General features: G+C 46.4%; 27 protein-coding genes. All 27 read left to right on the top strand.

Annotated features, from left to right (window positions below):
• The first annotated feature begins 1 nt into the window (after position 1).
• Complete coding sequence (addA, locus tag FLB61_RS08960) at positions 2–3,565, top strand: helicase-exonuclease AddAB subunit AddA (protein WP_221919935.1); 3,564 nt, start codon at positions 2–4, stop codon at positions 3,563–3,565.
• A 9-nt stretch (positions 3,566–3,574) separates the two neighbouring features.
• Positions 3,575–3,841 (top strand): DUF1294 domain-containing protein, encoded by a 267-nt coding sequence (locus FLB61_RS08965; RefSeq protein ID WP_221919936.1) that lies wholly within the window; start codon positions 3,575–3,577, stop codon positions 3,839–3,841.
• A 187-nt stretch (positions 3,842–4,028) separates the two neighbouring features.
• A complete protein-coding gene (locus FLB61_RS08970) occupies positions 4,029–4,352 on the top strand; it encodes a PadR family transcriptional regulator (RefSeq protein WP_087202844.1) in 324 nt (107 codons plus the stop codon).
• Positions 4,349–5,500 carry a DUF1700 domain-containing protein gene (locus FLB61_RS08975; protein WP_221919937.1) on the top strand — a complete coding sequence of 384 codons (1,152 nt, stop codon included), beginning with the start codon at positions 4,349–4,351 and terminating at the stop codon, positions 5,498–5,500. Before FLB61_RS08970 ends, FLB61_RS08975 begins: the two co-directional genes overlap by 4 nt.
• Positions 5,501–5,527: 27 nt before the next feature.
• Positions 5,528–5,725: a PspC domain-containing protein gene (locus FLB61_RS08980; protein ID WP_087202840.1), complete on the top strand. Its 198-nt coding sequence runs from the start codon at positions 5,528–5,530 to the stop codon at positions 5,723–5,725.
• Between the two features lie 50 nt (positions 5,726–5,775).
• Positions 5,776–5,970 carry a small, acid-soluble spore protein, alpha/beta type gene (locus FLB61_RS08985; protein ID WP_087202838.1) on the top strand — a complete coding sequence of 65 codons (195 nt, stop codon included), beginning with the start codon at positions 5,776–5,778 and terminating at the stop codon, positions 5,968–5,970.
• A 141-nt stretch (positions 5,971–6,111) separates the two neighbouring features.
• The gene (locus tag FLB61_RS08990; protein ID WP_221919938.1) at positions 6,112–6,789 is read left to right on the top strand and encodes a WecB/TagA/CpsF family glycosyltransferase; all 678 of its coding nucleotides are present in this window, start codon (positions 6,112–6,114) and stop codon (positions 6,787–6,789) included.
• 212 nt (positions 6,790–7,001) lie between these two features.
• Positions 7,002–8,090: a PucR family transcriptional regulator gene (locus tag FLB61_RS08995; RefSeq protein WP_087202834.1), complete on the top strand. Its 1,089-nt coding sequence runs from the start codon at positions 7,002–7,004 to the stop codon at positions 8,088–8,090.
• Positions 8,091–8,138: 48 nt separating this feature from the next.
• On the top strand, positions 8,139–8,825 hold the full coding sequence (gene ftsE, locus FLB61_RS09000; RefSeq protein ID WP_087202833.1) for a cell division ATP-binding protein FtsE: 687 nt from the start codon (positions 8,139–8,141) through the stop codon (positions 8,823–8,825).
• Entirely contained in the window at positions 8,815–9,723 is a 909-nt protein-coding gene (gene ftsX, locus FLB61_RS09005; RefSeq protein ID WP_087211980.1) for a permease-like cell division protein FtsX, read from the top strand. The genes ftsE and ftsX overlap by 11 nt, the downstream gene beginning before the upstream one ends.
• 20 nt (positions 9,724–9,743) lie before the next feature.
• Positions 9,744–10,961, top strand: a complete 1,218-nt coding sequence (locus FLB61_RS09010; RefSeq protein WP_087202829.1) for a murein hydrolase activator EnvC family protein — start codon at positions 9,744–9,746, stop codon at positions 10,959–10,961.
• Between the two features lie 27 nt (positions 10,962–10,988).
• Positions 10,989–12,185: a S41 family peptidase gene (locus FLB61_RS09015; protein WP_246599179.1), complete on the top strand. Its 1,197-nt coding sequence runs from the start codon at positions 10,989–10,991 to the stop codon at positions 12,183–12,185.
• A 128-nt stretch (positions 12,186–12,313) separates the two neighbouring features.
• Entirely contained in the window at positions 12,314–13,645 is a 1,332-nt protein-coding gene (locus tag FLB61_RS09020) for a dihydroorotase (protein ID WP_087202827.1), read from the top strand.
• 12 nt (positions 13,646–13,657) lie between these two features.
• The gene (gene pyrF, locus FLB61_RS09025) at positions 13,658–14,584 is read left to right on the top strand and encodes an orotidine-5'-phosphate decarboxylase (protein ID WP_221919939.1); all 927 of its coding nucleotides are present in this window, start codon (positions 13,658–13,660) and stop codon (positions 14,582–14,584) included.
• A 21-nt stretch (positions 14,585–14,605) separates the two neighbouring features.
• Positions 14,606–15,388 (top strand): dihydroorotate dehydrogenase electron transfer subunit, encoded by a 783-nt coding sequence (locus FLB61_RS09030; protein WP_087211987.1) that lies wholly within the window; start codon positions 14,606–14,608, stop codon positions 15,386–15,388.
• On the top strand, positions 15,388–16,293 hold the full coding sequence (locus FLB61_RS09035; protein ID WP_087202821.1) for a dihydroorotate dehydrogenase: 906 nt from the start codon (positions 15,388–15,390) through the stop codon (positions 16,291–16,293). The genes FLB61_RS09030 and FLB61_RS09035 overlap by 1 nt, the downstream gene beginning before the upstream one ends.
• Positions 16,294–16,336: 43 nt before the next feature.
• Positions 16,337–17,017, top strand: coding sequence for an orotate phosphoribosyltransferase (pyrE, locus tag FLB61_RS09040; RefSeq protein WP_087202819.1), 681 nt, complete (start codon positions 16,337–16,339; stop codon positions 17,015–17,017).
• A 14-nt stretch (positions 17,018–17,031) separates the two neighbouring features.
• The gene (locus FLB61_RS09045) at positions 17,032–17,184 is read left to right on the top strand and encodes a hypothetical protein (protein ID WP_204244068.1); all 153 of its coding nucleotides are present in this window, start codon (positions 17,032–17,034) and stop codon (positions 17,182–17,184) included.
• Between the two features lie 13 nt (positions 17,185–17,197).
• Positions 17,198–17,689, top strand: coding sequence for a VanZ family protein (locus tag FLB61_RS09050; RefSeq protein WP_221919940.1), 492 nt, complete (start codon positions 17,198–17,200; stop codon positions 17,687–17,689).
• On the top strand, positions 17,652–18,038 hold the full coding sequence (locus FLB61_RS09055) for a DUF6142 family protein (protein WP_087211994.1): 387 nt from the start codon (positions 17,652–17,654) through the stop codon (positions 18,036–18,038). Before FLB61_RS09050 ends, FLB61_RS09055 begins: the two co-directional genes overlap by 38 nt.
• Before the next feature lie 3 nt (positions 18,039–18,041).
• Complete coding sequence (locus FLB61_RS09060) at positions 18,042–20,105, top strand: aminopeptidase (protein WP_221919941.1); 2,064 nt, start codon at positions 18,042–18,044, stop codon at positions 20,103–20,105.
• Between the two features lie 149 nt (positions 20,106–20,254).
• On the top strand, positions 20,255–20,776 hold the full coding sequence (gene purE / locus FLB61_RS09065) for a 5-(carboxyamino)imidazole ribonucleotide mutase (RefSeq protein WP_087202812.1): 522 nt from the start codon (positions 20,255–20,257) through the stop codon (positions 20,774–20,776).
• Positions 20,777–20,811: 35 nt separating this feature from the next.
• Complete coding sequence (gene purM, locus FLB61_RS09070) at positions 20,812–21,837, top strand: phosphoribosylformylglycinamidine cyclo-ligase (protein WP_221919942.1); 1,026 nt, start codon at positions 20,812–20,814, stop codon at positions 21,835–21,837.
• Entirely contained in the window at positions 21,831–22,457 is a 627-nt protein-coding gene (purN, locus tag FLB61_RS09075; RefSeq protein ID WP_221919943.1) for a phosphoribosylglycinamide formyltransferase, read from the top strand. Before purM ends, purN begins: the two co-directional genes overlap by 7 nt.
• Positions 22,458–22,467: 10 nt before the next feature.
• A complete protein-coding gene (gene purD, locus FLB61_RS09080) occupies positions 22,468–23,742 on the top strand; it encodes a phosphoribosylamine--glycine ligase (protein ID WP_221919944.1) in 1,275 nt (424 codons plus the stop codon).
• 128 nt (positions 23,743–23,870) lie between these two features.
• Positions 23,871–24,797 carry a cysteine synthase A gene (gene cysK, locus FLB61_RS09085; protein ID WP_087202804.1) on the top strand — a complete coding sequence of 309 codons (927 nt, stop codon included), beginning with the start codon at positions 23,871–23,873 and terminating at the stop codon, positions 24,795–24,797.
• An 89-nt stretch (positions 24,798–24,886) separates the two neighbouring features.
• Positions 24,887–25,261 (top strand): GntR family transcriptional regulator, encoded by a 375-nt coding sequence (locus FLB61_RS09090; protein WP_087202861.1) that lies wholly within the window; start codon positions 24,887–24,889, stop codon positions 25,259–25,261.
• Positions 25,262–25,263: the final 2 nt, after the last annotated feature.

The raw sequence follows: 25,263 nt of genomic DNA on the forward strand, positions 1-25,263 counted from the left end.
GATGGGAGTGTCATGGACAAAAGAGCAGCAGCAGGTTATTTCTCTGAGAAATAGAAATATTTTAGTCTCCGCAGCAGCAGGTTCGGGCAAGACGGCAGTACTCGTGGAGAGAATCATAACGAGGCTTACGGATGAAAAGAGCCCTCTGGACGTGGATCGGCTTTTGGTCGTTACATTTACTGAGGCGGCAGCGGCGGAGATGAAAGAGAGGATCCGAGGGGCCATCGAGAAAAAGCTGGAAGAGGATCCGGAAAATGTACATTTGCAGCGTCAGGCGACAATGATCCACCATGCGCAGATCACAACGATCCACAGTTTCTGTCTTTCCGTCATCAAAGACTATTTCCATACGATCGATCTGGAGCCGGGATTTCGGACAGCTGAGGAAGGAGAACGAAAACTTCTCATGCAGGAAGTCATGGAAGAACTTTTGGAGAAAGCGTATGAGGAAGCTTCAGAGCCATTCCTGTTTTTTGCTGAAGCCATGGCTCCCGGAAGAGATGACAAAAAACTGGAAGAACTGATCTTTGAACTCTACGAATTTTCAAGGAGCAATCCAAAACCGGAGGAGTGGCTTGAACAGTGTGCGGTAAGCTATGAGAAAGCAGGAACCTGCAAATGGGATGAACTTTCGTTTGTGCAGTGTGCGGCAAAGAATACGTGCAAGTATCTGGAAGATATGGAGGAAAGCCTCCTGTTTGCCAAGTCTGTCTGCCAGGAAGCAGATGGGCCGGCGGTATATGAAAAGGTTATTGATTCCGATATCGGCAAGATCCGGGATTTTTCTTCTGCCGACGGATTCACGGAACTTCAGAAAAAAATGGCAGGATTGAAATTTGATCGCCTTCCATCCAACAGGGATCCGTCTGTGTCGGAAGAAAAGGCAGAGCTTGTAAAAAAATTAAGGGACCAGGTCAAAAAAGAAATATCCAGCCTGAAAGAACAGTATTTTCAGGAGCCGGCCATGGAGCTCCAAAAGGATATGGAGATGGCTGCCCCTGTGGCCCGTGAGCTTGTTCGGCTGACGATTCTTTTTGCAAGGGCATTTGAAGAAAAGAAGCAAGAACGGAACATGATCGATTTCAGTGATATGGAACAGTATGCACTGAGAATCCTGGAACATGAAGAGGTGGCAGACGAATTCCGGGACAGATTCGAGGAAGTCATGATCGACGAATACCAGGACAGCAATCTCATTCAGGAGACATTGCTGATGCAGATTTCCAGGATGAAAAGAGGGCAGTACAATGTATTCATGGTAGGAGATGTAAAGCAGAGTATCTACAGTTTCCGATTGTCCAGACCGGAACTTTTTATGGAGAAATATGAGTCCTATTCCATGGAAGACGGAAAGGAACAGCGGATCGATCTGCATAAAAATTTCCGAAGCAGAAGAGAAGTACTTGATGCGATCAATTTTCTGTTTTATCAAATTATGACAAAGGAACTTGGGAAAATTCAGTACGATGAAAATGCGGCCCTGTATGTGGGAGCCACTTTCGAAGAGGCGAAAGATTGCGAAACCGAACTGCTTCTCATAGAAGAAGGGGAAGAGCTTCCGGCAAGAGAGCTGGAGGCAAGAGCTGTGGCGGCGAAAATCAAGGATATCGTAAAGCATGGGCAGGTCAAAGATAAAGAGACCGGACGATACCGAAATGCTTCCTACAAAGATATTGTGATCCTTCTCAGAAGTCTCCAGGGATGGAGCGACGTGTTTGCCAAAGTGTTGAGCGAACAGGGAATTCCCACATACAGTGGGACAAAAGAAGGATATTTCAAGACGAGGGAGATCGGACTTCTGCTTGATTATCTTCGGGTGCTGGACAACGAAAAGCAGGATCTGCCGCTTACGGCAGTGCTTACGTCTGTTTTTGGAAAGATGACAGATGAGGAGCTGGCACAGATCCGCCTGGCCTACCCAAATCTTCCATACCATGAGGCAGTGTCACGATACAGACAGGAACATGAAAACAAGAAACTGCAGGAATTTTACGATATGCTGAGAAGATTTCGGGAAAAAGTTCCGTATACGGCCATGCATGAGCTTCTGGAAGAGCTTGTGACAGAAACAGGATACAGGGATCATATTCTCGCCATGCCGGGAGGGATCCAGCGGAGCGCCAACCTGGATATGCTGATAGAAAAAGCGAAGGCTTTTGAAAGCTCCAGCTACAAAGGCCTTTTTCACTTTATCCGTTATATAGAGCAGCTGAAAAAATACGATATCGACTACGGGGAAGCCATCACAATGGATGAAAATGCAGACACTGTCCGGATCATGAGTATCCACAAGAGTAAAGGACTGGAATTTCCTGTCGTAATCGCAGCCGGGATGGGAAAGAGGTTCAATCTTCAGGATATTACGAGAAAAGTTGTGATCCATCAGGATTTTGGGATTGGACTTGACGCAGTCTATCTCAAAGAGCGGATGCAGACAGCTTCCTTTTTAAAGAAAGTTATTCAAAAAGAAATCCGGCTGGAAAATCTCGGCGAAGAACTTCGGGTGCTGTATGTGGCGCTCACAAGGGCAAAGGAAAAACTCATCATGACAGGTGTCGTGGGTAATGCGGCGGAAAGTCTGCAAAAATATGAACGGATCCGGAGACGGGAAGTACTCCCACTCTCTTTTGGAACTCTTGCATCAGCAGGAACTTATCTGGACTTTCTTCTTCCGGCGATGGTACGCCTGGAAGACAGGAAGCGAAACGGGGAAGAAATTCCACTTCGCATGGATGTGATCAGTGAAAAAGAGATTCTTCTGGAGACCAGTCTGGAAGAAGTGCAAAAGCAGATCACAAGGGAAGATATCCGAGCAATGGATATTCATACTGTGTATGATTCACAGATGAAAGAGAAACTTTCGGAGTCATTTTCCTTTTGCTATCCGTACCTGGAAGAGAGCGGATGGAGCAGAAAATTTACGGTGTCGGAATTGAAACGAAGAGCGTATGAGCCGGAGACAGCAAAGGAAGAGACAGACGGGGAGCAGCTCTACAAAGAGGATCCGGAGGATATCATTCCGGCATTTATGAAGGAAGAAGTGGCTGTAGAGGGAGCTTCCAGGGGGACAGCCTACCATCGGATACTGGAACTTTTGGACTTCACAGCAACATATACGGAGAAAGAACTCAACACCGCCATCGCATCTTTTGTAAAAGAAAATAAAATTACAGATGAGGCGGCAAAAGCAGTTGGGAGAAAAGGGATCCTTACATTTCTTGGCTCGGAATGTGCCGGGCGCATCAGAAAAGCAGCTCTTGAAGGAAAACTAAAAAAAGAGCAGCCATTTGTCTTTGGAATTCCGGCCAGTCGAATCTATGATGTGTCGGAAGGGAACGAAGAGACGATTCTGATACAGGGAATCATTGATCTTTATTTTGAGGAAGACGGGGAGATTGTTCTGCTGGATTATAAAACAGACTGGGTCAAAAAAGAAGAGGAACTAAGAGAAAAGTACCGTATTCAGTTGGATTATTATGCGGAGGCTCTGGAAAAAAGCCTGGGAAAAAAAGTAAAGGAAAAAATCATTTATTCCTTTGCTCTTCGAAAAGAGATACGGGTATAGGAGGAACAGATGAAGTGGGAATACGGAATTGCTGTGATGGCAGCGTGGAACATAGCTGTATTTGCTCTCTATGGAATCGATAAGTGGAAGGCAAAACACCAGAGGTGGAGAGTTTCAGAATCAGCGCTCCTCTTATGTGCATTTTTGGGAGGTAGTTTGGGGGCGTTGGTTGGAATGGAAGTTTTCCGGCACAAGACGAAAAAATGGAAATTTCGGATTCTCGTACCGGTATTTCTGATTCTGCAGGCAGCTGTGGCTCTTTGGATCATCCGGTAAAAAGGATTTCGGTTTGCGGGGGACTGGCAATTGATTTGCCGGTCCCTATTTTTGTGGAAAAGAGTATCTTAATAAAATATTTCGAAATTCTTCCATGGATATACATTGACCAACAATATTATATGACATATAATATAGATATAAAAACAATATTACAGAATGACAAACAGACGAAGGGTGTGAGATCATGGTATTTAATACCGGAGCAGCTCTTCTCGATGCGATCGTCCTTGCCATTGTATCGAGAGAAGAAGAAGGCACGTACGGATATAAGATCACACAGGACGTACGAAAAGCCATAGAAATCTCAGAGTCCACACTGTATCCTGTGCTTCGGAGACTTCAAAAAGATGAGTGTCTGGAAGTCTATGACAGACAGTTCGATGGAAGAAACCGCAGATATTATAAAGTGACAGAGCGAGGGATGGCACAGCTGAATCTATATAAGGCAGAGTGGATTCGATATTCTAATAAGATCACAGATCTATTTGAGGGAGGAATGAAAAAATGAATCGTCAGGAATTTATAGAAAGACTGAGAGAACTTCTTGGCGATCTTTCCGAAGAAGAAAGACAGGAGGCAATTCAGTATTATGAAGATTATTTTGCCGATGCAGGAGAAGAAAATGAGGAGCGTGTCATAGAGGAACTGGGAAGTCCCGAGAAAGTAGCGCTTATGATAAGGGAAGGACTGCAAGGCGAAGATGGAGGCAGTGAATACCGGGAGACTGGTTATGCTCAGACAAGGTACGAAGAGAGAGAGGTGCCTCAAAGCCGGCATTCGAATGAAGAAAGGGAGCAGAGCAGAAATCAGAAGCCGTGGACGAGCAGACCACTTAAGATCCTGTTGATCATTCTGATCATCTGTGTCGGTTTTCCGGTTGTCGTCCCGGTTATCGGAGGGATTGTGTTTGGGGCTCTGGCAATCCTCTGCGCATTCTTTGTGATTTTTTCTTTGCTTCGCGGGAAGAAGGTCTCCAGAACATCTTCAGAAGAAGGAATGAAGACATTCGGTGCGTACCAGGGGATCAAAAAGCTGAACATAAAAGTAAAATCCATGAACCTCTACTTCCAGATTGATGAGAATCTGAAAGAGGAGATGTGGGTCCAAGGAGAAAATCTCGATGACAGGACGGAGGTCGATATCCGGCAGGATAAGGAAGAACTCATCGTAGATTCATCTTCACACAAAATGCTTGGACGGCCTGCGGACAATACGACATCAGCACTCAGGATTTCTCTCCCGCGGGATTTTCAGTTTGACAAGACATGTATCAATGTCGGCTCCGGGAGCGCTTATGCAGAACAGATTCTCAGCAGAAAGATGAAAGTCAATGTGGGGTCCGGGGCAGTAGAGATGGATCAGTTCAAAGCGGAAGAGCTTGATATTGACTGTGGCGCTGGAGGAGTTACGATGCTTGGCGGCAATGCTCCGGAAAAAGTTTTAATAGACTGCGGCGCCGGAGGCGTGAGTCTGGAATTTTCGGGCTGCAGAAGACAGTATGATTACGATCTGGACTGCAGTGCCGGAAGCATCAGCATCGACGGAGAAGAACAGATAGCCGGTTTTGGCGGGAAAAGAAAGATCGACAACAATGCGCAGAAAAAAGTGAAAGCGGATTGTGCAGCTGGTGGGATCGAACTTACATTTGTACAATAAACCAGAAATCATGAAGGAGGAAAAGGAATGGAACCGAAAAAAAGATTGTATCGCTCGAGAGACAGCAGGATGCTTTGCGGAGTATGCGGCGGGGTGGCAGAATATTTCAATATCGATCCGACTATCGTGCGGCTTGCCTATGTGCTCTTTTCGTGCGCAAGCTTTGGAACAGGAGTGCTTGCATACTTTATCGCTGCAGTTATCATGCCGGATCAGGTTGAATAAGATTGGAAAGGAATGGAAATACTCTCTCCAGGAAAGGAGAGAGTATTTTTATGACTGCAAAAAAAGAAAAAAAGATTAACCTGGATGAACTGACAAAAGAAGAAAAAGTAAAATACGAGATCGCGGAGGAGCTTGGACTTTTGGACAGGGTACTTACACAAGGGTGGAAATCTCTTTCATCAAAAGAGACGGGAAGGATCGGAGGTCTGATGAACAAAAGGAGACAGGAGAAAGACAGGCAATAGAATTCAGTTCCCAAAACAGGCGTTTCCATATGATCTTTGGCTTTACAAAAGTGTTAACAAGTATGAATGTTTTGTTAGATGTGTTGAAATTCCTATGTGTCTCTGCTATAATTGTGCGGCTGGGAATATATAGGTGGTATTATGAGTGAAAAAATTAAGGTATTAGGGGTGCTGATCGATAGCCTGACGGCCAAGGCGGCTATGCAGGAGGCAATCCGCTATATGGAGACGGAACCGATCAACACGATCGAGGTGTTGGCAGGACAGGCAGTGATCGAACTTGTTGAGACGGGAGATCTCAGAGAAAAACTGGAAAAGATGGATCTTCTTGTTGTGGGAGACAAGACGCTTTTGGAATTATCCAATGTGGAGGACAGAAGGCTTATACGTGAAGCAGAGACAAACCTTTTTCTTAAGATGTTCATGCGCTATCTGGATAAGGGAAAGAAAAAAGTTTTTCTTATTGCCAGAACTCAGGAAAATCTGGAAGCGTTTCAGGCACATATCGAGAAATATTATCGTAACATGGTAATTTCCGGTATGGAGGCAGTGGAAGAGAGACCGGGGATCGATGACATGATCATCAATAAGATCAACGGCGCGGAGACAGAGTGTGTCCTTTCCGCCCTGCCGTCGCCGTTTCAGGAAGATTTTGTGGAAAGAAGCGCTCATCTTTTGGACGCCAGACTGTGGCTTGGGATCGGAGAAGGTATCCAAAATACCAGACATACGAATGTAAAGAAAAAAAGAATACGGGATATATTTGTGAAGCTGATGCTGAAGTCAGAAATAAAGAGAAAAGAACGTGAGCAGAGCTGAACAAAAAAGGGTTTCTTTTGGTAACAATGCACAGTGGAAAAACATGAAAAAAGCATAGAAAAAAGAGGAAATGCATAAAAAAGTATGATTTCCTCTTTCTTTTTTTGTGGATTTATATTAGTATATATCGTAGGTATATTTAGAATCTTGGAAAAAACATAAACAGTGATTGTGAAAATTGCTGTAAAAAAAAGAAGAAAAGAGGAGTCCAGATGATATCAAATCAGATATTGCAAAACACGATTGAAGGATTGAAAGGGATAACAAGGATCGATTTATGTGTCATGGATATCGACGGGAAAGTGTTGGCATCAACATTTCAGGAAAACGGCGATTACGAGAATGCAGTGCTTTCTTTTGTGGCATCCCCTGCGGACAGTCAGGTTATTCAGGGGTATCAGTTTTTTAAGATCTTTGATGAACATCAGTTGGAATATATTCTTCTGGCAAATGGTGGAAACGACGATGTCTACATGGTTGGAAAGATCGCGGCTTTTCAGATCCAGAATCTTCTCGTGGCCTATAAAGAGAGATTCGACAAAGACAATTTCATTAAAAACCTGCTTCTTGACAACCTGCTTTTAGTGGATATTTATAACCGCGCAAAAAAATTGCATATTGACACAGACGTCAGACGTGTTATCTTTATAATTGAGACTTCTCATGATAAAGACACGAATGCACTGGACAGCGTGAGGAGCCTTCTTGGCGGAAAAGCCAGAGACTTTATCACGGCTGTGGACGAAAAGAACATTATCGTGGTAAAGGAACTTGCATCCGGAGAAGGGTACGCTGAGATGGAAAAGGTTGCCCAGGAAATGCTTTCTATGTTAAAATCAGAAGGTGAAGAGGGGATCCATATCGCTTACGGTACCATCGTCGGCGATATCAAGGAAGTGTCAAAGTCATACAAAGAAGCAAAACTTGCGCTTGATGTAGGAAAGATTTTCTTTGAAGAGAAAGATATCATTGCATACAGTACACTTGGAATCGGACGGTTGATCTATCAGCTTCCGATCCCTCTGTGCAAAATGTTTATCCGTGAAATTTTCGAGGGTAAATCTCCGGATGATTTCGACGAAGAGACTCTTACGACAATCAATAAATTTTTTGAAAACAGCCTGAATGTCTCTGAGACGTCACGCCAGCTTTACATTCACAGGAACACGTTAGTGTATCGGCTTGACAAGCTTCAGAAAAGTACAGGTCTTGATCTTAGAGTATTTGAGGATGCAATCACATTTAAGATTGCCCTGATGGTTGTCAAATACATGAAGTACATGGAGACACTTGAGTATTAATCAACAATCAGAAAAATGGAGTATCAGTAATTAGCTAGGAGGAGACTTATGATTGAATTTAAGGAAGTGACGAAAGAGTATTCCAAGGGAATTGCTGCTCTTAACGGCGTGAACTTAAAGATCGAAAAAGGAGAGTTCGCGTTTATCGTAGGGGACAGTGGTTCCGGGAAATCCACACTGATCCGTCTGCTTATGAAGGAGTTGGATCCGACGAGTGGAAGCATCATCGTCAACGGCCAGAACCTGAACCGGCTGAAACACCGAAAAATTCCGGAGTACAGACGGCATCTCGGGGTTGTGTTTCAGGATTTCCGACTTCTGAAAGACAGAAATATTTATGAGAACATAGCATTTGCACTCCGCGTAACGGAGACTTCGCCTCGTATTATCAAGCAGAAAGTACCGGCAGCATTGTCTCTTGTAGGGCTCGCTCAGAAATACAAAGCATTTCCGAAAGAGCTTTCAGGGGGAGAACAGCAGAGGGTTGCGATCGCGAGGGCGATCGTCAATGAGCCGGCGATCCTTCTGGCGGATGAGCCGACAGGTAACCTTGACCCGACAAATTCATGGGAGATCATGAAACTGTTGGAAGAGGCAAATGACAGGGGGACGACGGTGCTTGTCGTTACGCATAATCAGGAGATTGTAAACGAGATGAAGAAGCGCGTTATCACAATGAAAAAAGGGGTCATTGTAAGCGACGAGAAAAAAGGTGGGTATAATAATGAAAATTAGTACAGTAGGATATTCAACGAAACAGGGAGTCAAGAATATCTTCCGCAACAAACTGTTTTCGCTGGCTTCGATCGCCACGATGGCGGCATGTATTTTTGTGTTCGGGCTTTTCTTTTCCATTGTCATGAATTTTAATTATATGGTCAAGAAAGCAGAGCAGGGTGTTGCGATCACGGTATTCTTCGAGGAAGGCACCCCGGATGACCAGATCAATGCAGTCGGGGAGGCGCTCAAGAAGGAAGAAGGAGTCCACAGAGTCGAATATGTGACCGGAGAACAAGCGTGGGAAGAATTCCAGAAAGACTACTTTAAAGGCAGCGAGGAGGCGGCGGAAGGGTTTGCAGACGACAATCCGCTTGTCAATTCCAATCACTATGAAGTATACATGGACGATGTATCCAAACAGCAGGATATCGTTGAACACGCTCAGGAGATGGACGGCGTAAGCAATGTCAATAAGTCGGATGTGGTGGCAAAGACTTTGACGAAGTTAAACAAACTGATCTGGTATGTCTCCATCGCCATCATCGTAATCTTGCTTGCTGTATCCGTATTTTTGATCAGCAATACAGTTACCATGGGGGTTACGGTCCGAAGGGAAGAAATTGCGATCATGAAATACATCGGAGCAAAGGATGGATTTGTCCGGGCTCCATTTGTCATAGAAGGTCTGATCATCGGAATCCTCGGAGCAATCATCCCGCTTGTACTTCTCTATTTTATGTACAACAAAGCGGTGGCTTATATTATGGAACGCTTCAGCCTTCTAAACAATATCATTGATTTTATTCCGGTTTCAGAGGTTTACCATATGCTTCTGCCGATCGGCCTTGTACTGGGGGCAGGTATCGGTTTCCTTGGAAGTTTCATAACAATCCGTAAACATTTAAGGGCATAGTCCCGGGAGGACAAAAGAAGATGGAAAAACGACGAGTCAGACGCATTGCGGCAGCGGCCATGTCCGGTTTCCTGACGTTGAGTCTCGTAGTTCCGGTTCACGCAGACTCCATCTCAGATGCACAGCAGAAAGGACAGCAGCTTGAACAACAAAAAAATACGGCGGAAAATGAAAAGAATTCTCTTTCCGCACAGCTGAACCAGGTTGTGAGTGATATGGAAGATGCTGAAAAGAAACTGACGGCAAAGCAAGATGAGATAAAAACTGCGCAGGATGAGCTTGTAAAAGCACAGATTCAGGAAAATGATCAGTATGAAGCAATGAAACTGCGCATAAAATATATGTATGAGAACGGAAATACGAGCCTTATCGAAGTTCTGTTCAGCGCCAAGAGTATGGGAGATCTCCTGAATAAGGCAGAGTACGTAAAGACGATCTCTGAGTATGACAGAGAAATGCTGGAGAAATATGAGAATCTCACAAAAGAAGTGGAGAAGAAAGAAAAAGCTCTTCAGAAAGAAGAGGAAGAGCTGAAAACACTTCAAAATGATTTGATACAGAAGAAGGATAACGTAAACAAACTGCTTCAGGAAAAGCAGGTGGAGATTGCAAGTCTGGAAACACAGATCGGAGAAAATGCTGCAAAACTTCAGCAGTTGATCAAAGAGGCGCAGGAAGCCAAGAGACGGCAGGAAGAGGCAGCGGCAGCAAAGAAAGCTGCAGAAGAAGCTGCAAAAGACAAACAGCAGTCTCAGAATAAACCGTCCAATGGAGGCGGTTCCGCAAATTCCGGAAACAGCGGTTCATCCGGTTCCGGCGGAAGCGGTGGAGGAGGATCCCACGTGTCTGGAAATGGAACTTTATCCTACCCGGTTGCAAACCCGAGGATCACAAGTGGATTCGGATACAGAGAAGCTCCGACAGAAGGGGCGACGTCACGCCATGATGGTGTCGATTTTGGAGCTGCAACAGGGACACCGATTTACGCTTCAGCGGATGGCACGGTTGTTACTTCCGCTTACAACAGCGCAAGAGGAAATTATGTAGTTATCAACCATGGAAACGGAATGCAGACATGGTATCAGCACTGCAGTGCGGTTTATGTGACTCAGGGACAGAAAGTGTCCAGAGGACAGAATATTGCGGCAGTCGGTGCGACAGGCATTGTGACAGGACCTCATCTTCACTATGAAGTCCATGTAAACGGTGTGCCGGTAGACCCGATGAATTATTTATAAATTGTGGCAGAACAGGAATGGACAGACATGATAAATCAGATCAGACATAAAAGAACATTTGTAAAAGGGGCGCTTTATGGCGCCCTTGCCGCGTTTCTGACGTGCGCAGTGATTTTTACCGGGCTTATATTGACGGGAAAGATCAGTATTTATACAGGAGCCATCAGCGCCGGTACGGCCAAGAAGGCGCAGCAGCTGGAGCGGCTGATTGAGAGCCAGTACCTTTACCCGGAAGATATCAAAGAGAATACGCAGCAGGATCTGTCTTTAAAGGGATATGTGGCTTCTCTCGGAGACCCGTATTCCTCGTATTATAACCAGGAAGAGACAAAAGAGCTTCTCCAGTCGTCGGAAGGAGAATACGCGGGGATAGGAGCTCTTATGAGCCAGGATCCGGAGACAGGGGAAATAAAGGTAGAGGAAGTGTACGAGGACTCCCCTGCAAAAAAGGCCGGAATGAAAAAAGGGGACATATTCTACGCCATAGACGGAGAAGCGCTTGAAGAGGAACCCCTGTCCGATGTAGTTTCAAAAGTAAAAGGAGAAGAAGGTACGAAAGTTACCATTACTGTACTTCGGGAATCAAACAAAGTAGAACTTGAGATCACGCGGGGGATCGTGGAAAACCATACGGTCACGGCGGAGATGAAGGACGATGGGATCGGATATCTTAAGATAAGTGAGTTTGACAACGTCACATATAAACAGTTTCAGGATGGCCTTTCAGAGCTGGAAGAACAAGGAATGAAAGGGCTTGTGGTGGATCTCAGAGACAATCCGGGCGGCAATCTGACTACCGTCTGTGAGATTCTGGATCTCATCCTGCCGGAAGGGACGATCGTCTACACGGAGGATAAGAATGGAAAACGGATTGACACGGAAAAATCCGATGAAGAGCATCAGTTTACAAAGCCGTTAGCTGTTCTCGTAAATGGAAACAGTGCAAGTGCTTCCGAGATTTTTACCGGGGCAGTGCAGGACTATGAAGTCGGGACGATCGTCGGCACAAAGACGTTTGGCAAAGGAATCGTACAGACGATCTTTCCGCTTCGGGACGGATCGAGTGTTAAGCTGACGACGGCACAGTATTTCACGCCGGACGGCAGAAGCATCCACAAAAAAGGAATCACTCCGGATGTTGAAGTGGAATATGAAAAGGCAGAGAACGGAACAGATAACCAGCTGGAAAAAGCGCTCGATGTCATAAAAGGAGAAATCAAATAAATGGATATAGAAAAGGAATGATATTTTTCATTCCTTTTTTTTGCTTCCTATGGTAAAATAGACTGGACTAAGAATGTGTAACTGAGCCTTCGGGTGTGTGCATATATACAGAAAGGAAAGTGAACACGATGAAAACATGGATTCAAAACGGACATGTGTTGGATCCGCTGACTGGGACTGATAAGGTGTGCGATGTCCTGGTAAGCGGATCCAGGATCGAAAAAGTGGGAACAGACACAGAGATACACGATAGTCTGAAAGGACAGGAGGATGTGCAGAAGCTGGATGCAAAAGGATGCTATGTCATGCCAGGATTTATTGATCTGCACGTGCATCTCAGAGACCCGGGACTGACATATAAGGAAACGCTGAAGACAGGAGGGGAGGCAGCAGCCAGAGGCGGAGTGACGACGATGTGTGCTATGCCGAACACGAAACCTGTCATTGACACGAAAGAAAAGGTGGAAGAGGTACACAGGAGGGCAAAGGAAGAATCGCCTGTGCACATCATCCAGCTTGGAGCTATCACAGTAGGGGAAGAAGGAAAAGAACTGGCGGATCTGAAAGGTATGGCGGAGGCTGGATGCATCGCGGTTTCCGAGGATGGAAAATCCGTCATGGGATCTGCTATCTACCGGGAAGCGATGAAGCTTGCCGCAAAATATGGACTCAAAGTGTTTGCTCACTGTGAGGAGATCGACCTTCGGAAAGATCCGGACACCGGGGAAGACGGAGTCATGAACAAATGCAGCCGTTCGGAAGAACTTGGCCTTCCGGGAATTACCAATTCCGTGGAGGATATCATCACAGCAAGGGATATCTTTCTGGCAAAAGATACCGGAGTACACCTGCATCTATGCCACTGTTCCACGAAAGGAACCGTAGACCTGATGCGGATGGCAAAAGAAGAAGGCATTTCTGTGACGGCAGAAGTCTGCCCGCATCATTTTACCTTGACGGCGGATGATATCACAGAGGACAATGGAAGATTCAAGATGAATCCTCCGCTTCGGGAAACAAAAGATGTGGAAGCGCTGCGCCAGGGACTCAAAGAAGGGATCATGGATGCCATTTCCACTGACCATGCTCCGCACAGCGAGGAAGAAAAAAATGTTCCGATGAGAAAGGCTGCATTTGGCATTGTCGGACTTGAGACAAGTGCGTCTCTGACTTATACGGAACTTGTGGAAACAGGGATACTCACGCCGATGCAGATGGCAGAGAGAATGAGTCTTGCGCCTGCCAAGATCCTCGGCTTTGATGACAAAGGTTCCGTTTCAGAAGGAAAGGCAGCAGACATTGTCGTGTTCGACCCGTCAAGGGAGTACGAGATCGACACAGATACCTTCCGGTCTATGGGAAAGAATACGCCATTTGACGGATGGAAAGTAAAAGGGGATGTCAAATACACACTTGTAGACGGAAAACTCGTATACCAAAACGAAGCATACAACGAATAGGAGAGAAGAAACATGATCAATAAATTAGTGGAAAATATCAAAAAGACAAATGCACCGATCGTAGTAGGACTGGATCCGATGCTGGGCTATATTCCGGATCACGTTAAGGAAAAGGCGTTTGGAGAGTTTGGAGAAACGCTGGATGGGGCGGCAGAGGCAATCTGGCAGTTTAACAAAGCCATCGTAGACCAGACATACGATCTGATCCCAGCAGTAAAACCACAGATCGCTATGTATGAGCAGTTTGGGATCCCGGGTCTGATGGCCTTCAAAAAGACTGTTGATTACTGTAAGGAAAAAGGACTGGTTGTCATCGGAGATATCAAGCGCGGCGATATCGGCTCTACTTCCGCTGCCTATGCGACAGGCCATCTCGGAAAAGTGACAGTTGGAAGCAAGAGCTATGCACCGTTTGACGAAGATTTTGTGACGGTCAATCCGTACCTCGGATCAGACGGAGTGAACCCGTTCATCGATGTCTGCAAAGAAGAGAAAAAAGGACTTTTCATCCTTGTAAAGACATCCAATCCATCAAGCGGAGAATTTCAGGATCAGCTGATCGATGGACGCCCGCTCTATGAACTGGTCGGAGAGAAAGTGGCAGAGTGGGGAGAAAGCTGCATGGGAGATGAGTACAGCTACATTGGAGCGGTAGTAGGCGCGACATATCCGGAGATGGGAAAAGTGCTCAGAAAGATCATGCCGAAATCCTACATCCTCGTACCGGGTTACGGCGCCCAGGGAGGACAGGGAAAAGACCTTGTACACTTCTTCAATGAAGACGGACTTGGTGCTATCGTCAACTCGTCAAGAGGTATCATTGCAGCATATAAACAGGAAAAATACGCAAAATTTGGAGCTGAGAATTTTGCCGATGCATCAAGAGCGGCAGTGGAAGATATGATCGCAGATATCAGCCAGGCACTGGGCAACAGATAAATCAGGCAAGGGGAAAACGAAATGGCAGAAAGAGAAAAAGAATTGGCAGTTGTCTCTTCACAGGAGCAGCTGGCAGATGGAATCTTCAGTATGTGGCTGAAGACGAAAGCATCGCAGAACGCGGTTCCGGGACAGTTTATTTCCATGTACACAAACGATGGGACAAAGCTGCTGCCGCGACCGATCAGTATCTGTGAGATTGACAAAGAAAAAGGAATGCTCCGGGTCGTATACCGGGTAACCGGGGAACATACCGGGACAGAAGAATTTTCAAGGATGAAGGAAGGAGACACTCTTCCGGTCATCGGACCGCTTGGAAACGGCTTCCCGCTGGAAGCGGCACGCGGAAAGAAGGCGTTTCTCATGGGCGGAGGGATCGGAGTACCGCCGATCTTAGAACTGGCAAAACAGCTTGACTGTGAAAAACAGATTATCGTAGGGTATCGCGATGCCCAGACTTTTTTGAGAGAAGAGTTTGAGGCTAATGGAAGCGTCTATATATCCACAGAAGATGGAAGCGTGGGAACAAAAGGAAATGTCATGGACGCCATCCGGGAAAATGATATCACGGCAGATGTGATCTATGCGTGCGGACCGACGCCGATGCTTCGGGCAATCAAATCGTATGCCGAAGAAAAAGGAATTCCGTGTTACATCTCTCTGGAAGAGAGAATGGCCTGCGGGATCGGAGCCTGCCTTGCGTGTGTGTGCAAGACAAAGGGAGTTGATCATCACAGCCATGTACACAATGCACGAATCTGTAAAGATGGTCCGGTATTTCTTTCTACGGAGGTGGAATTATAATGGCTGATACAAGAGTAAATATCGCGGGAGTAGAATGGAAAAATCCGGTTACAACAGCATCCGGGACATTTGGATCCGGTGCAGAGTTCTGTGATTTCGTGGATCTGAATAAACTTGGAGCTGTCACGACAAAAGGGGTGGCCAACGTACCGTGGGAAGGAAACGCGACGCCGCGCGTAGCGGAAGTGTACGGTGGAATGATGAACGCGGTGGGACTCCAGAATCCAGGGATTGATGTGTTCTGCGAGAGAGATATCCCGTTTCTGCGCCAGTATGATACGAACATCATCGTAAATGTGTGCGGACGTTCAGAGGAAGACTACTGTGAAGTCGTAGAACGCCTGGCCAATGAGGACGTGGATATGCTGGAGATCAACATCTCCTGTCCGAATGTGAAAGAAGGAGGAATCGCATTCGGCCAGAATCCAAAAGCCGCAGAAGCCATCACAAAAGCAGTGAAGAAATACGCAAAACAGCCGGTTATCATGAAGCTGAGCCCGAATGTCACAGACATTACCGAGATGGCAAGGGCGGTAGAAGCAGGGGGAGCGGATGCGGTATCCCTCATCAATACACTGACCGGTATGAAGATCGATATCAATAGAAGACAGTTTGTACTGGCCAATAAGACAGGAGGAGTATCCGGGCCGATCGTGAAACCGATCGCGGTACGCATGGTGTACCAGGTGGCAAATGCGGTGGCCATTCCGGTCATCGGAATGGGAGGTATCTCCACTTGGGAAGACGCTGTGGAGTTTCTTCTTGCGGGAGCAAGCGCAGTGTCCGTCGGAACAGCAAACTTTTTCCAGCCAAACGTCACGGAAGAGATCGCTGCAGGAATCGAAGCCTACATGGACAAAAACGGATTTGGCACGGTGGCTGACATGGTCGGTATCGTAAAATAGAACAAAGAGCATAAAAGCCCATAAATATGGAGGTTAATGAGATATGGAACAGTATAAGCAGGAATTTATTGAGTTTATGGTGGAGAGCGACGTACTGAAGTTTGGAGAATTTACGTTGAAAAGCGGAAGGAAATCGCCGTTCTTTATGAATGCAGGAGCCTATGTGACAGGATCACAGTTGAAAAAACTTGGCGAGTACTATGCAAAGGCGATCCACAATACATACGGAGACGATTTTGATGTGCTGTTCGGACCGGCGTACAAAGGGATTCCGCTTGGTGTAGTGACAGCTATCGCATACAGCGAACTGTACGGAAAGGAAGTACGCTACTGTTCAGACCGCAAGGAGGAGAAGGATCACGGAGCAGATAAGGGAAGTTTCCTTGGAAGCAAGCTGAAAGATGGAGACAGAGTCATTATGATCGAAGACGTGACCACATCCGGAAAGTCTATGGAAGAGACAGTGCCGAAGGTAACAGGTGCAGCAGATGTGGAGATCGTAGGACTTATGGTTTCTTTGAACCGCATGGAAGTCGGAAAAGGCGGGGAGAAGTGCGCGCTTGATGAAGTAAAAGATCTGTACGGATTTGAGACAAATGCCATTGTGACGATGGAAGAAGTGGTGGAACACTTGTACAATAAGCCGTGTCAAGGCCGTATTGTCATCGATGATGCATTAAAATCAGCGATTGATGCATATTATGAACAGTATGGAGTGAAATAAGGAGGCTTGAAGGCATGGAGGAAAAAGTATACCGTAACATGGGAGTCATAGGAGCGGGAAACATCGCTGTCGGTGTGGTCATGATAACTGTAGGCGTGGTGTGCGGGATTCTTTCGATCATCGGAGGCGCCCGTCTGTTTAAAAATCAGAAGCGTCTGACATTTTAGGCGGGGATGAGCAGTGAGGACACAAGACAAGAAATGGCTTAGACGTTTCGGAAAACTATTGTTCATTTTATATATTTTATTCTTGTTCTGGTTTCTGCTTTTCTCAGACTGGTACGGCAGAAACAGTGCCGGTATGCGGGAATACCATTATAACCTGGAATTATTCCGGGAGATAAGGAGATTCTGGATCTACAGGGAGCAGCTCGGGTTCCTGACATTTGCCAATCTGGCCGGGAATGTGCTTATCTTCATACCGTTTGGATTTTTTATGCCTATGGCCAGCAGATACTGGAACAGAAGCTTTTTCCTTACGGTATTCTACAGTTTTGGGCTAAGTTTTTTTGTGGAAGTATTTCAGCTTCTGACAAAAGTAGGAAGCTTCGATGTGGATGATTTGCTTTTAAATACCATCGGCGGTTTAATTGGTTATATTCTTTTTATGATTTGCAATGGAATAAGGAGACGCTATGTTAAGAAGACACAGAGGCGAGGAAAGAGGACGTGAGAAAGTCCGGAACAGACAAGAGAGAGGACGGAAAAAGCACACCAGGAAACAAGATAAGGACAGGCTTCTCCATTCCAGGAGGGGAGTGTCATCCTGTATTTATGCGGGGCTGATCTTTGCCGCGCTGATTGCGATGATCGTTATTTCGTGTGTGACAAAGGGAAATGCTCCGGCTTGGATCGGAGGACTTGCGCTGGTGACGTTTTTTGGATCTTGGACCGGCATCATAACAGGATTCCGTGGATTTAAGGAGCGGGATAAAAATTATATTACATGCAAGGTAGGAGTAGTCTGCAATATGCTTTTGCTGGCTGGCTTTGCAGGAATATTTATCAGGGGGCTGATATAGGACATGGAAGAATCATTTGTAACAGAGCGATATGATCTCACGCTCGGGAGGCTTCAGGAGATCCTGAGAGAGGAGACCACAAAGGGAAAATACCGTGACTACTTCCGGAAGACGGCAGCGTTTCTGCTTCAGCTTTCGGAAGTTCTGAAAAAGGAAAGAGACTGGGAAACGATTTCAGAAAAAGAGATAAAGGAAGAAAATCAGTCGCTTTATGAAGACATCCTTCCGGAGAATTATGGGACAAGCTATGCGGATCCAAAGTATGCGACGGAAAAATTCGGAGAGAAGTTCGGCAGGTTTTTGAGTGCAGTCTATGCAGAAATGCGGACAGGGATCGTGTATGCATATGAGAAGAAGACAGAATATCTGGCAATCTTAAATGAATTGTTCATCGAGATTTACAACTGCTTTGAGGAAGAGGAAGACCCGGCATATGAGAGGGTTGCCGATATCCTTTACTGGTACGCAAATGATTACTGTGAAGTGTTTGCAGCGGACCGGATTCTCGATCAGATCGATCCGGGCAGGTCTTTTGCATATGACATTATCTGCAAAAGTGATTTGAACGATCTCAGATATCTGTATCGGTTTGGCGAGTATATTACGGAAAATGAGATCCGCACGGCAGAGTATCTGAACGGGCTTTCGGAAGAGACGATCCAGAAGATGGCGGATGTATATACGGAAGGTTTCCGGATGGGATTTGTACTTGGAAATAAAGATCTGTCGAAGAAATCAACGGTCAACATACGCTATAAGATCGGATTCGAGCGGGTTATCCGGGCGGCCATCGAAAATTTTGCCAAGATGGGACTTTCCCCGTCCATCTACAGGGCCGGTGGAAGCGCGATTGTCCGGAGAGGGACGGCAAAGAACGGTTATTTTGGAGGCAATCCAAACAAACAGTATGATTATGACCACAAAAATGATATGGCGCTCTTTTTGGACAAGCGGTTTATAGAGAGAAGGCTCGAGGTCATGAAGACAGTGTACGAACAGAAAAAAGACCTTGCGGCGGGATTTGCAGGACCTGCGGTCATGGAAGTGTTTGGAGAGAAGCCGTTTTCTCCGGAGAGAAAACCGGAAGCGATAAGCTTCAGCAAAAAGCAGGAAGAGCTTCTCGTCTCCTTTGATGGGAAAGCGGCGCAGATTACAAACATGTATATCAAAGGGGAAGAGCGGAGCTTTACGATCGTCGCGTACCCGGTTCCAGAGATCGGAGCAGATTTCGATGAGATTTTTCAGGAGACGATTCGGATCAACACACTGGATTCTGAGGCTTACTCAAAAGTCCAGCAGATCATTATCGATGCACTTGACAAAGGGGAGAAAGTTCACATTCTTGGAAAAGGCGGCAACCGGACAGATCTGACAGTAGCACTTTGCCGGCTTTCTGATCCGGAAAAGGAGACGATTTTTGAGAATTGTGTGGCCGACGTCAATATTCCGGTAGGAGAAGTATTTACTTCCCCTGTGCTGAAAGGAACCAATGGGGGGCTCCATGTGAGCAAAGCATATCTGAAGGATCTTCAGTACGTGGATCTGGAACTCACATTCCAGGACGGGATGATTACAGATTACAGATGCAGAAACTTTGAAGACAAGGAAGCTGGAAAGGCTTATATAAAAGAAAATATCCTGTTTAATCAGGACACTCTTCCGATGGGAGAGTTTGCCATCGGGACAAATACGACAGCCTACGTAGCAGGACGCAGATACGGCATCGAAGAAAAATTCCCGGTGCTGATCGCCGAGAAGACAGGACCGCATTTTGCTGTGGGCGATACGTGTTATAGCTATAGTGAAGACACAAAGGTCTTCAATCCAAACGGAAAAGAGATCGTGGCAAGGGATAACGAGATCTCCATTCTGAGAAAAGATCAGCCGGAGAAAGCGTATTTCCACTGTCACACGGATATTACTATCCCATACGATGAACTGGATGAGATCGAAGTGATCCGACCGGACGGAAGCGGTATGCTGATCATAAAAGACGGACGGTTTGTTTTGCAAGGGACAGAGATGCTCAATGAGCCTTTGGATGCGTGGGAAGAAAGTCATAAGTAAGACAGGACTACAGTTATAAGAAATTATAATCACTGTACAGGCGGGCATCTGGTTGACAGAGCCCGCTTGTATTAGTAAAATGACTTATAAATAGGAAATTATTTATTAGAAAACTTATAAATCATGCAAAAGCAGAAAGGATGGACATTATGCCAAAAGTAGGAATTGTAATGGGCAGTGATTCTGATATGAAAGTCATGGGTCAGGCCGCGGACATGCTGGAAAAATTAGGGGTGGAGTATGAAATGACGATCATTTCCGCACACCGTGAACCGGATGTATTCTATGAATATGCAAAATCTGCGGAAGAAAAAGACTTCAAAGTGATCATCGCAGGAGCAGGGATGGCAGCACATCTTCCGGGAATGTGCGCAGCAATCTTCCCGATGCCAGTTATCGGCATCCCGATGACAGGAAAAGTCCTGGACGGACAGGATGCACTTTATTCTATCGTGCAGATGCCGCCTGGAATCCCGGTTGCGACAGTAGCTATTGACGGAGGAAAGAATGCAGCAATCCTGGCTGCAAAGATCCTGGCTACATCCGATCCGGAACTTTTGGGACGCCTGAAAGCGTTTACGAAAGAGATGAAAGAAGAAGTGGAAGCAAAAGCAGAAAAACTTGCAAAAATCGGATACAAAGAATACTTGGCTCAGAAAGCAGCAAAATAGAGGATCGCTCAGATCCATTTAATGGAGGATGAATCATGGATTATAAGAACGCTGGAGTAGATATTGAAGCTGGTTACAAATCAGTCGAGTTGATGAAAGAACACATCAAAAAGACGATGCGTCCAGAAGTGATCGGAGGACTGGGCGGATTTTCAGGAGCTTTTTCACTGGCAAAGATCAAGGAGATGGAAGAGCCTGTGCTGCTGTCCGGCACAGATGGATGCGGGACAAAAGTAAAGCTTGCCATGGTTTTGGACAAGCACGACACGATCGGGATCGACGCAGTAGCTATGTGTGTCAATGACATCGCATGTGCCGGCGGCGAACCGCTGTTCTTCCTTGACTACATTGCGTGTGGAAAAAATGAACCGGAAAAAATCGCCACTATCGTGAGCGGAGTGGCAGAGGGATGCCGGCAGTCTGGTGCGGCGCTTATCGGCGGAGAGACAGCGGAGCATCCGGGACTGATGGCGGAAGATGAGTACGACCTGGCAGGATTCGCCGTGGGAGTCTGCGATAAAAAAGATATGATCACAGGGGAAAATCTGGAAGCAGGGGACGTGCTGATCGGAATCGCATCATCAGGAGTACACAGCAACGGTTTCTCCCTTGTGAGAAAAGTGTTCGATATGAGCCGGGAATCTCTGGAAACATACCACGAATGCCTCGGACGTACACTTGGGGAAGCGCTTCTTGAGCCGACAAGAATTTATGTAAAAGCTCTTGAAAGTATCCGGAAATCCGGAGTGACGATTAAAGCGTGCAGTCATATCACGGGAGGCGGATTCTATGAGAATGTGCCGCGTATGCTCCGCGAGGGTACGCATGCGGTTATCAGAAAAGACAGCTATGAAGTTCCGGCTATCTTCAAAATGCTTGCAGAAGAAGGAGATATCGAGGAACAGATGATGTATAATACATTCAACATGGGAATCGGAATGGTCATCGCTGTAAAAGAAAGCGATGTGGAAGCGGCAATGTCCGCCATCGTGGCAGCAGGGGATACATCCTATGTGATCGGACAGATCGAAGCAGGAGAAAAAGGAGTAACATTATGCTAAGAGCAGCAGTTCTCGTATCTGGGGGAGGCACAAACCTTCAGGCTATCCTGGACGCAGTGAAATGCGGGACGATTACGAATACAGAAGTAGTCGGCGTCATCAGCAACAACAGGAATGCATATGCCCTCGAAAGGGCAAGAGCTGCCGGTGTCCCGGCAAAATGTGTTTCTCCGAAGGAATTTCAGGATCGGGCAGATTTCAATAAGGCGCTGATGGATGCCATCGATGAGCTTTGTCCGGATCTGATCGTTCTGGCTGGATTTCTTGTCGTCATCCCGTCAGAACTGATCCGAAAATATGAAAACCGGATCATCAACATCCATCCGTCTTTGATCCCTGCATTTTGCGGAACAGGGTACTATGGACTCAAAGTCCATGAGGCAGCCCTGGAAAGAGGGGTAAAGGTCGTTGGTGCAACGGTACACTTTGTGGATGAAGGTACGGATACAGGCCCGATCATCCTCCAGAAAGCAGTCGAGGTACAGGAAGGAGACACACCGGAAATTCTGCAGAGACGTGTGATGGAACAGGCAGAGTGGATCATCCTGCCGAAGGCGATCGATCTGATCGCAAACGGAAAGGTATCCGTTCAGGGCAGGCATGTCACAATTGTACGATAAGGAGGCCAATATGAAAGTATTAATTGTAGGCGGAGGCGGCAGAGAGCACGCCATAGCGGCAAGTGTTGCAAAAAGCAGCAAAGTGGAAAAGATTTACTGTCTCCCTGGAAACGCAGGGATTGCCCGCATTGCGGAATGTGCACCGATCGGGCCGATGGAATTTGACAAGATTGTTGCCTTTGCAAAAGAAAAAGAGGTTGACCTGACTATTGTGGGAATGGACGATCCCCTCGTAGGAGGACTTGTAGATGAACTGGAAGCTGCGGGAATCCGGACGTTTGGTCCGAGAAAGAACGCTGCGATCCTTGAAGGAAGCAAGGCGTTTTCCAAAGACCTGATGAAAAAATACAACATTCCGACAGCAGCATATGAAAATTTTGACGATGCCGATAAGGCGCTTGCCTACCTTGAGACAGCGAAATTCCCGATCGTTCTCAAGGCCGACGGACTTGCACTTGGGAAAGGTGTCCTGATCTGCAATACTCTGGAAGAGGCAAAAGAAGGCGTCAAAGAGATCATGATGGATAAAAAATTCGGAGCATCCGGCAACACCATGGTAGTTGAAGAGTTTATGACAGGGCGGGAAGTATCTGTGCTATCCTTTGTAGACGGAAATGTCGTAAAAACAATGACTTCTGCGCAGGACCACAAAAGAGCAAAAGACGGCGACCAGGGACTCAATACCGGAGGTATGGGTACATTTTCTCCAAGCCCGTTTTTTACAGATGAGATCGCAGCTTACTGTCAGGAGAAACTGTTCCAGCCGACAGTTGATGCTATGAAGGCGGAAGGAAGAGAATTCAAAGGGATCATCTTCTTTGGTCTTATGCTCACAGAAGACGGACCCAAAGTGCTGGAATACAATGCGAGATTCGGAGATCCGGAGGCGCAGGTAGTGCTCCCAAGAATGAAAAATGACATTATCGATGTGATGGAAGCATGCATCGATGGAACACTGGATCAAGTGGAACTGGAATTCGAGGACAATGCGGCTGTCTGTGTTGTACTGGCATCCGACGGATACCCGGTAGCATACGAGAAAGGTATCCCAATCACAGGTTTTGAGAATTTCGAAGGAAAAGAAGGATATTACTGTTTCCATGCAGGAACGAAAGTAAACGAAAAAGGAGAGATCGTGACAAACGGAGGACGAGTACTTGGCATCACGGCCAAAGGCGAGACTCTCAAGGAAGCACGCGCCAATGCCTACAAGGCAACGGAGTGGATCTCTTTTGCAAACAAATATATGAGACACGATATCGGAAAAGCTATAGACGAGGCGTAGATATTGTTGTACAAAAAGCCATCTCTTTGCCCAAGGGTAGGAGATGGCTTTTTGGTGTTTGCAAAATGGATAGAAAGCGCATATAATATACGAAAAGAGAGCAGGACACAGGAAGAAGGAATCAAAACATGGTTTATGAGAATATATTGGAAACAGTAGGAAATACTCCGCTTATCCGTCTGCAGCACATGACCGGAAAGGAGGATGCCGAGATTCTTGTGAAGTTCGAGGCAGTCAATGCAGGGGCTTCCATCAAGACAAGAACAGCTCTGGCTATGATCGAGGCGGCGGAAAAAGAGGGGAAACTAAATAAAGACAGTCTGATCGTCGAACCTACAAGCGGAAACCAGGGCATCGGGCTTGCACTTATCGGTGCAGTCAAAGGATACCGCACTGTCATCATCATGCCGGACTCTGTCAGCGAAGAGAGAAGAAAACTTGTAAAGCAGTACGGAGCGGAGGTCAAGCTGATCCACGACGCAGGAAATATCGGGGAATGTATTGCGGAATGTGTGAACACCGCACTGCGGATGGCAGAGGAGGATCCGAATGTCTTCGTGCCGCAGCAGTTTGGAAATGAGAATAATGTAAAAGTTCATTATGAAAAGACAGGAAAAGAAATCCTGAGGCAGGCAGAAAAGAAGATCGACGGTTTCTGTTCCGGGATTGGAACGGGAGGAACGATCACAGGTGTGGGACGGGCGTTGAAAGAAGCCAATCCAGACATAGAAATCTGGGCAGTGGAACCGGAACATGCGGCAGTTCTTTCCGGACATCCGGTAGGCACACATATCCAGATGGGGATCGGAGATGGTATTATCCCGGATATTCTGGATACAAAAATATATGATAGAATCGCGATTGTCACAGACGATGAAGCCATCGAGACGGCAAAGGAGCTGGCAGCCAAAGAAGGACTGATGTGCGGTATTTCCGGTGGAACGAACGTGGCAGCAGCCAGAAGACTTGCCAGAGAGTTGGGGAAAGGTAAGACGGTTGTGACAATCCTACCAGATACAGCGGAACGATATTTTTCCACCCCGCTGTTTGCCTGATTTTTCAGTTTTGTATTTACAAAACATGTGCATCTGTTATATGATTGGTGTAACAAATACGGAAGAAAAGAGCGGAAAATATGAAAGAAATTATCATAGAGATTGATTTTAACAGTGATGAAGCAATCTACATGCAGCTTCGCAATCAGATCATCATGGGCATCGCTGTTGCGGAGATCCAGGAGGGAGATTCCCTTCCGTCAGTGCGAAAACTGTCTGAGAAGATCGGAGTCAATATGCATACGGTCAACAAAGCTTACTCCGTGTTGAAGCAGGAGGGGTTCATAAAGCTTGACCGTAGAAAAGGGGCGGTAATCGCAGTCAGCACCGACAAGCTGGAGGCGCTGGCGGATATGAAAAAGCAGCTCCGCCTGATACTGGCGCGGGGATGCTGCAGAAATATTACCAGGAATGAAGTACACGAGCTTGTGGATGAGATTTTCCAGGAATATCAGGCAGAATAAGA

Source organism: Sellimonas caecigallum, from assembly GCF_019754295.1.
Classification (GTDB): domain Bacteria; phylum Bacillota; class Clostridia; order Lachnospirales; family Lachnospiraceae; genus Sellimonas; species Sellimonas caecigallum.

Excerpts from the sequence above, each read along its gene's own strand:
- purN (WP_221919943.1), top strand. The coding sequence starts at position 21,831 with ATGCTAAGAGCAGCAGTTCTCGTATCTGGGGGAGGCACAAACCTTCAG.
- purE (WP_087202812.1), top strand. The coding sequence starts at position 20,255 with ATGCCAAAAGTAGGAATTGTAATGGGCAGTGATTCTGATATGAAAGTC.
- FLB61_RS09035 (WP_087202821.1), top strand. The coding sequence starts at position 15,388 with ATGGCTGATACAAGAGTAAATATCGCGGGAGTAGAATGGAAAAATCCG.
- FLB61_RS08995 (WP_087202834.1), top strand. The coding sequence starts at position 7,002 with ATGATATCAAATCAGATATTGCAAAACACGATTGAAGGATTGAAAGGG.
- purD (WP_221919944.1), top strand. The coding sequence starts at position 22,468 with ATGAAAGTATTAATTGTAGGCGGAGGCGGCAGAGAGCACGCCATAGCG.
- FLB61_RS09060 (WP_221919941.1), top strand. The coding sequence starts at position 18,042 with ATGGAAGAATCATTTGTAACAGAGCGATATGATCTCACGCTCGGGAGG.
- FLB61_RS09015 (WP_246599179.1), top strand. The coding sequence starts at position 10,989 with ATGATAAATCAGATCAGACATAAAAGAACATTTGTAAAAGGGGCGCTT.
- FLB61_RS09045 (WP_204244068.1), top strand. The coding sequence starts at position 17,032 with ATGGAGGAAAAAGTATACCGTAACATGGGAGTCATAGGAGCGGGAAAC.
- purM (WP_221919942.1), top strand. The coding sequence starts at position 20,812 with ATGGATTATAAGAACGCTGGAGTAGATATTGAAGCTGGTTACAAATCA.
- FLB61_RS09030 (WP_087211987.1), top strand. The coding sequence starts at position 14,606 with ATGGCAGAAAGAGAAAAAGAATTGGCAGTTGTCTCTTCACAGGAGCAG.
- FLB61_RS08985 (WP_087202838.1), top strand. The coding sequence starts at position 5,776 with ATGACTGCAAAAAAAGAAAAAAAGATTAACCTGGATGAACTGACAAAA.
- FLB61_RS08965 (WP_221919936.1), top strand. The coding sequence starts at position 3,575 with ATGAAGTGGGAATACGGAATTGCTGTGATGGCAGCGTGGAACATAGCT.
- FLB61_RS08990 (WP_221919938.1), top strand. The coding sequence starts at position 6,112 with ATGAGTGAAAAAATTAAGGTATTAGGGGTGCTGATCGATAGCCTGACG.
- FLB61_RS09020 (WP_087202827.1), top strand. The coding sequence starts at position 12,314 with ATGAAAACATGGATTCAAAACGGACATGTGTTGGATCCGCTGACTGGG.
- FLB61_RS08975 (WP_221919937.1), top strand. The coding sequence starts at position 4,349 with ATGAATCGTCAGGAATTTATAGAAAGACTGAGAGAACTTCTTGGCGAT.
- FLB61_RS08970 (WP_087202844.1), top strand. The coding sequence starts at position 4,029 with ATGGTATTTAATACCGGAGCAGCTCTTCTCGATGCGATCGTCCTTGCC.
- pyrF (WP_221919939.1), top strand. The coding sequence starts at position 13,658 with ATGATCAATAAATTAGTGGAAAATATCAAAAAGACAAATGCACCGATC.
- pyrE (WP_087202819.1), top strand. The coding sequence starts at position 16,337 with ATGGAACAGTATAAGCAGGAATTTATTGAGTTTATGGTGGAGAGCGAC.
- addA (WP_221919935.1), top strand. The coding sequence starts at position 2 with ATGGGAGTGTCATGGACAAAAGAGCAGCAGCAGGTTATTTCTCTGAGA.
- FLB61_RS09010 (WP_087202829.1), top strand. The coding sequence starts at position 9,744 with ATGGAAAAACGACGAGTCAGACGCATTGCGGCAGCGGCCATGTCCGGT.
- ftsE (WP_087202833.1), top strand. The coding sequence starts at position 8,139 with ATGATTGAATTTAAGGAAGTGACGAAAGAGTATTCCAAGGGAATTGCT.
- cysK (WP_087202804.1), top strand. The coding sequence starts at position 23,871 with ATGGTTTATGAGAATATATTGGAAACAGTAGGAAATACTCCGCTTATC.
- FLB61_RS08980 (WP_087202840.1), top strand. The coding sequence starts at position 5,528 with ATGGAACCGAAAAAAAGATTGTATCGCTCGAGAGACAGCAGGATGCTT.
- FLB61_RS09055 (WP_087211994.1), top strand. The coding sequence starts at position 17,652 with ATGTTAAGAAGACACAGAGGCGAGGAAAGAGGACGTGAGAAAGTCCGG.
- ftsX (WP_087211980.1), top strand. The coding sequence starts at position 8,815 with ATGAAAATTAGTACAGTAGGATATTCAACGAAACAGGGAGTCAAGAAT.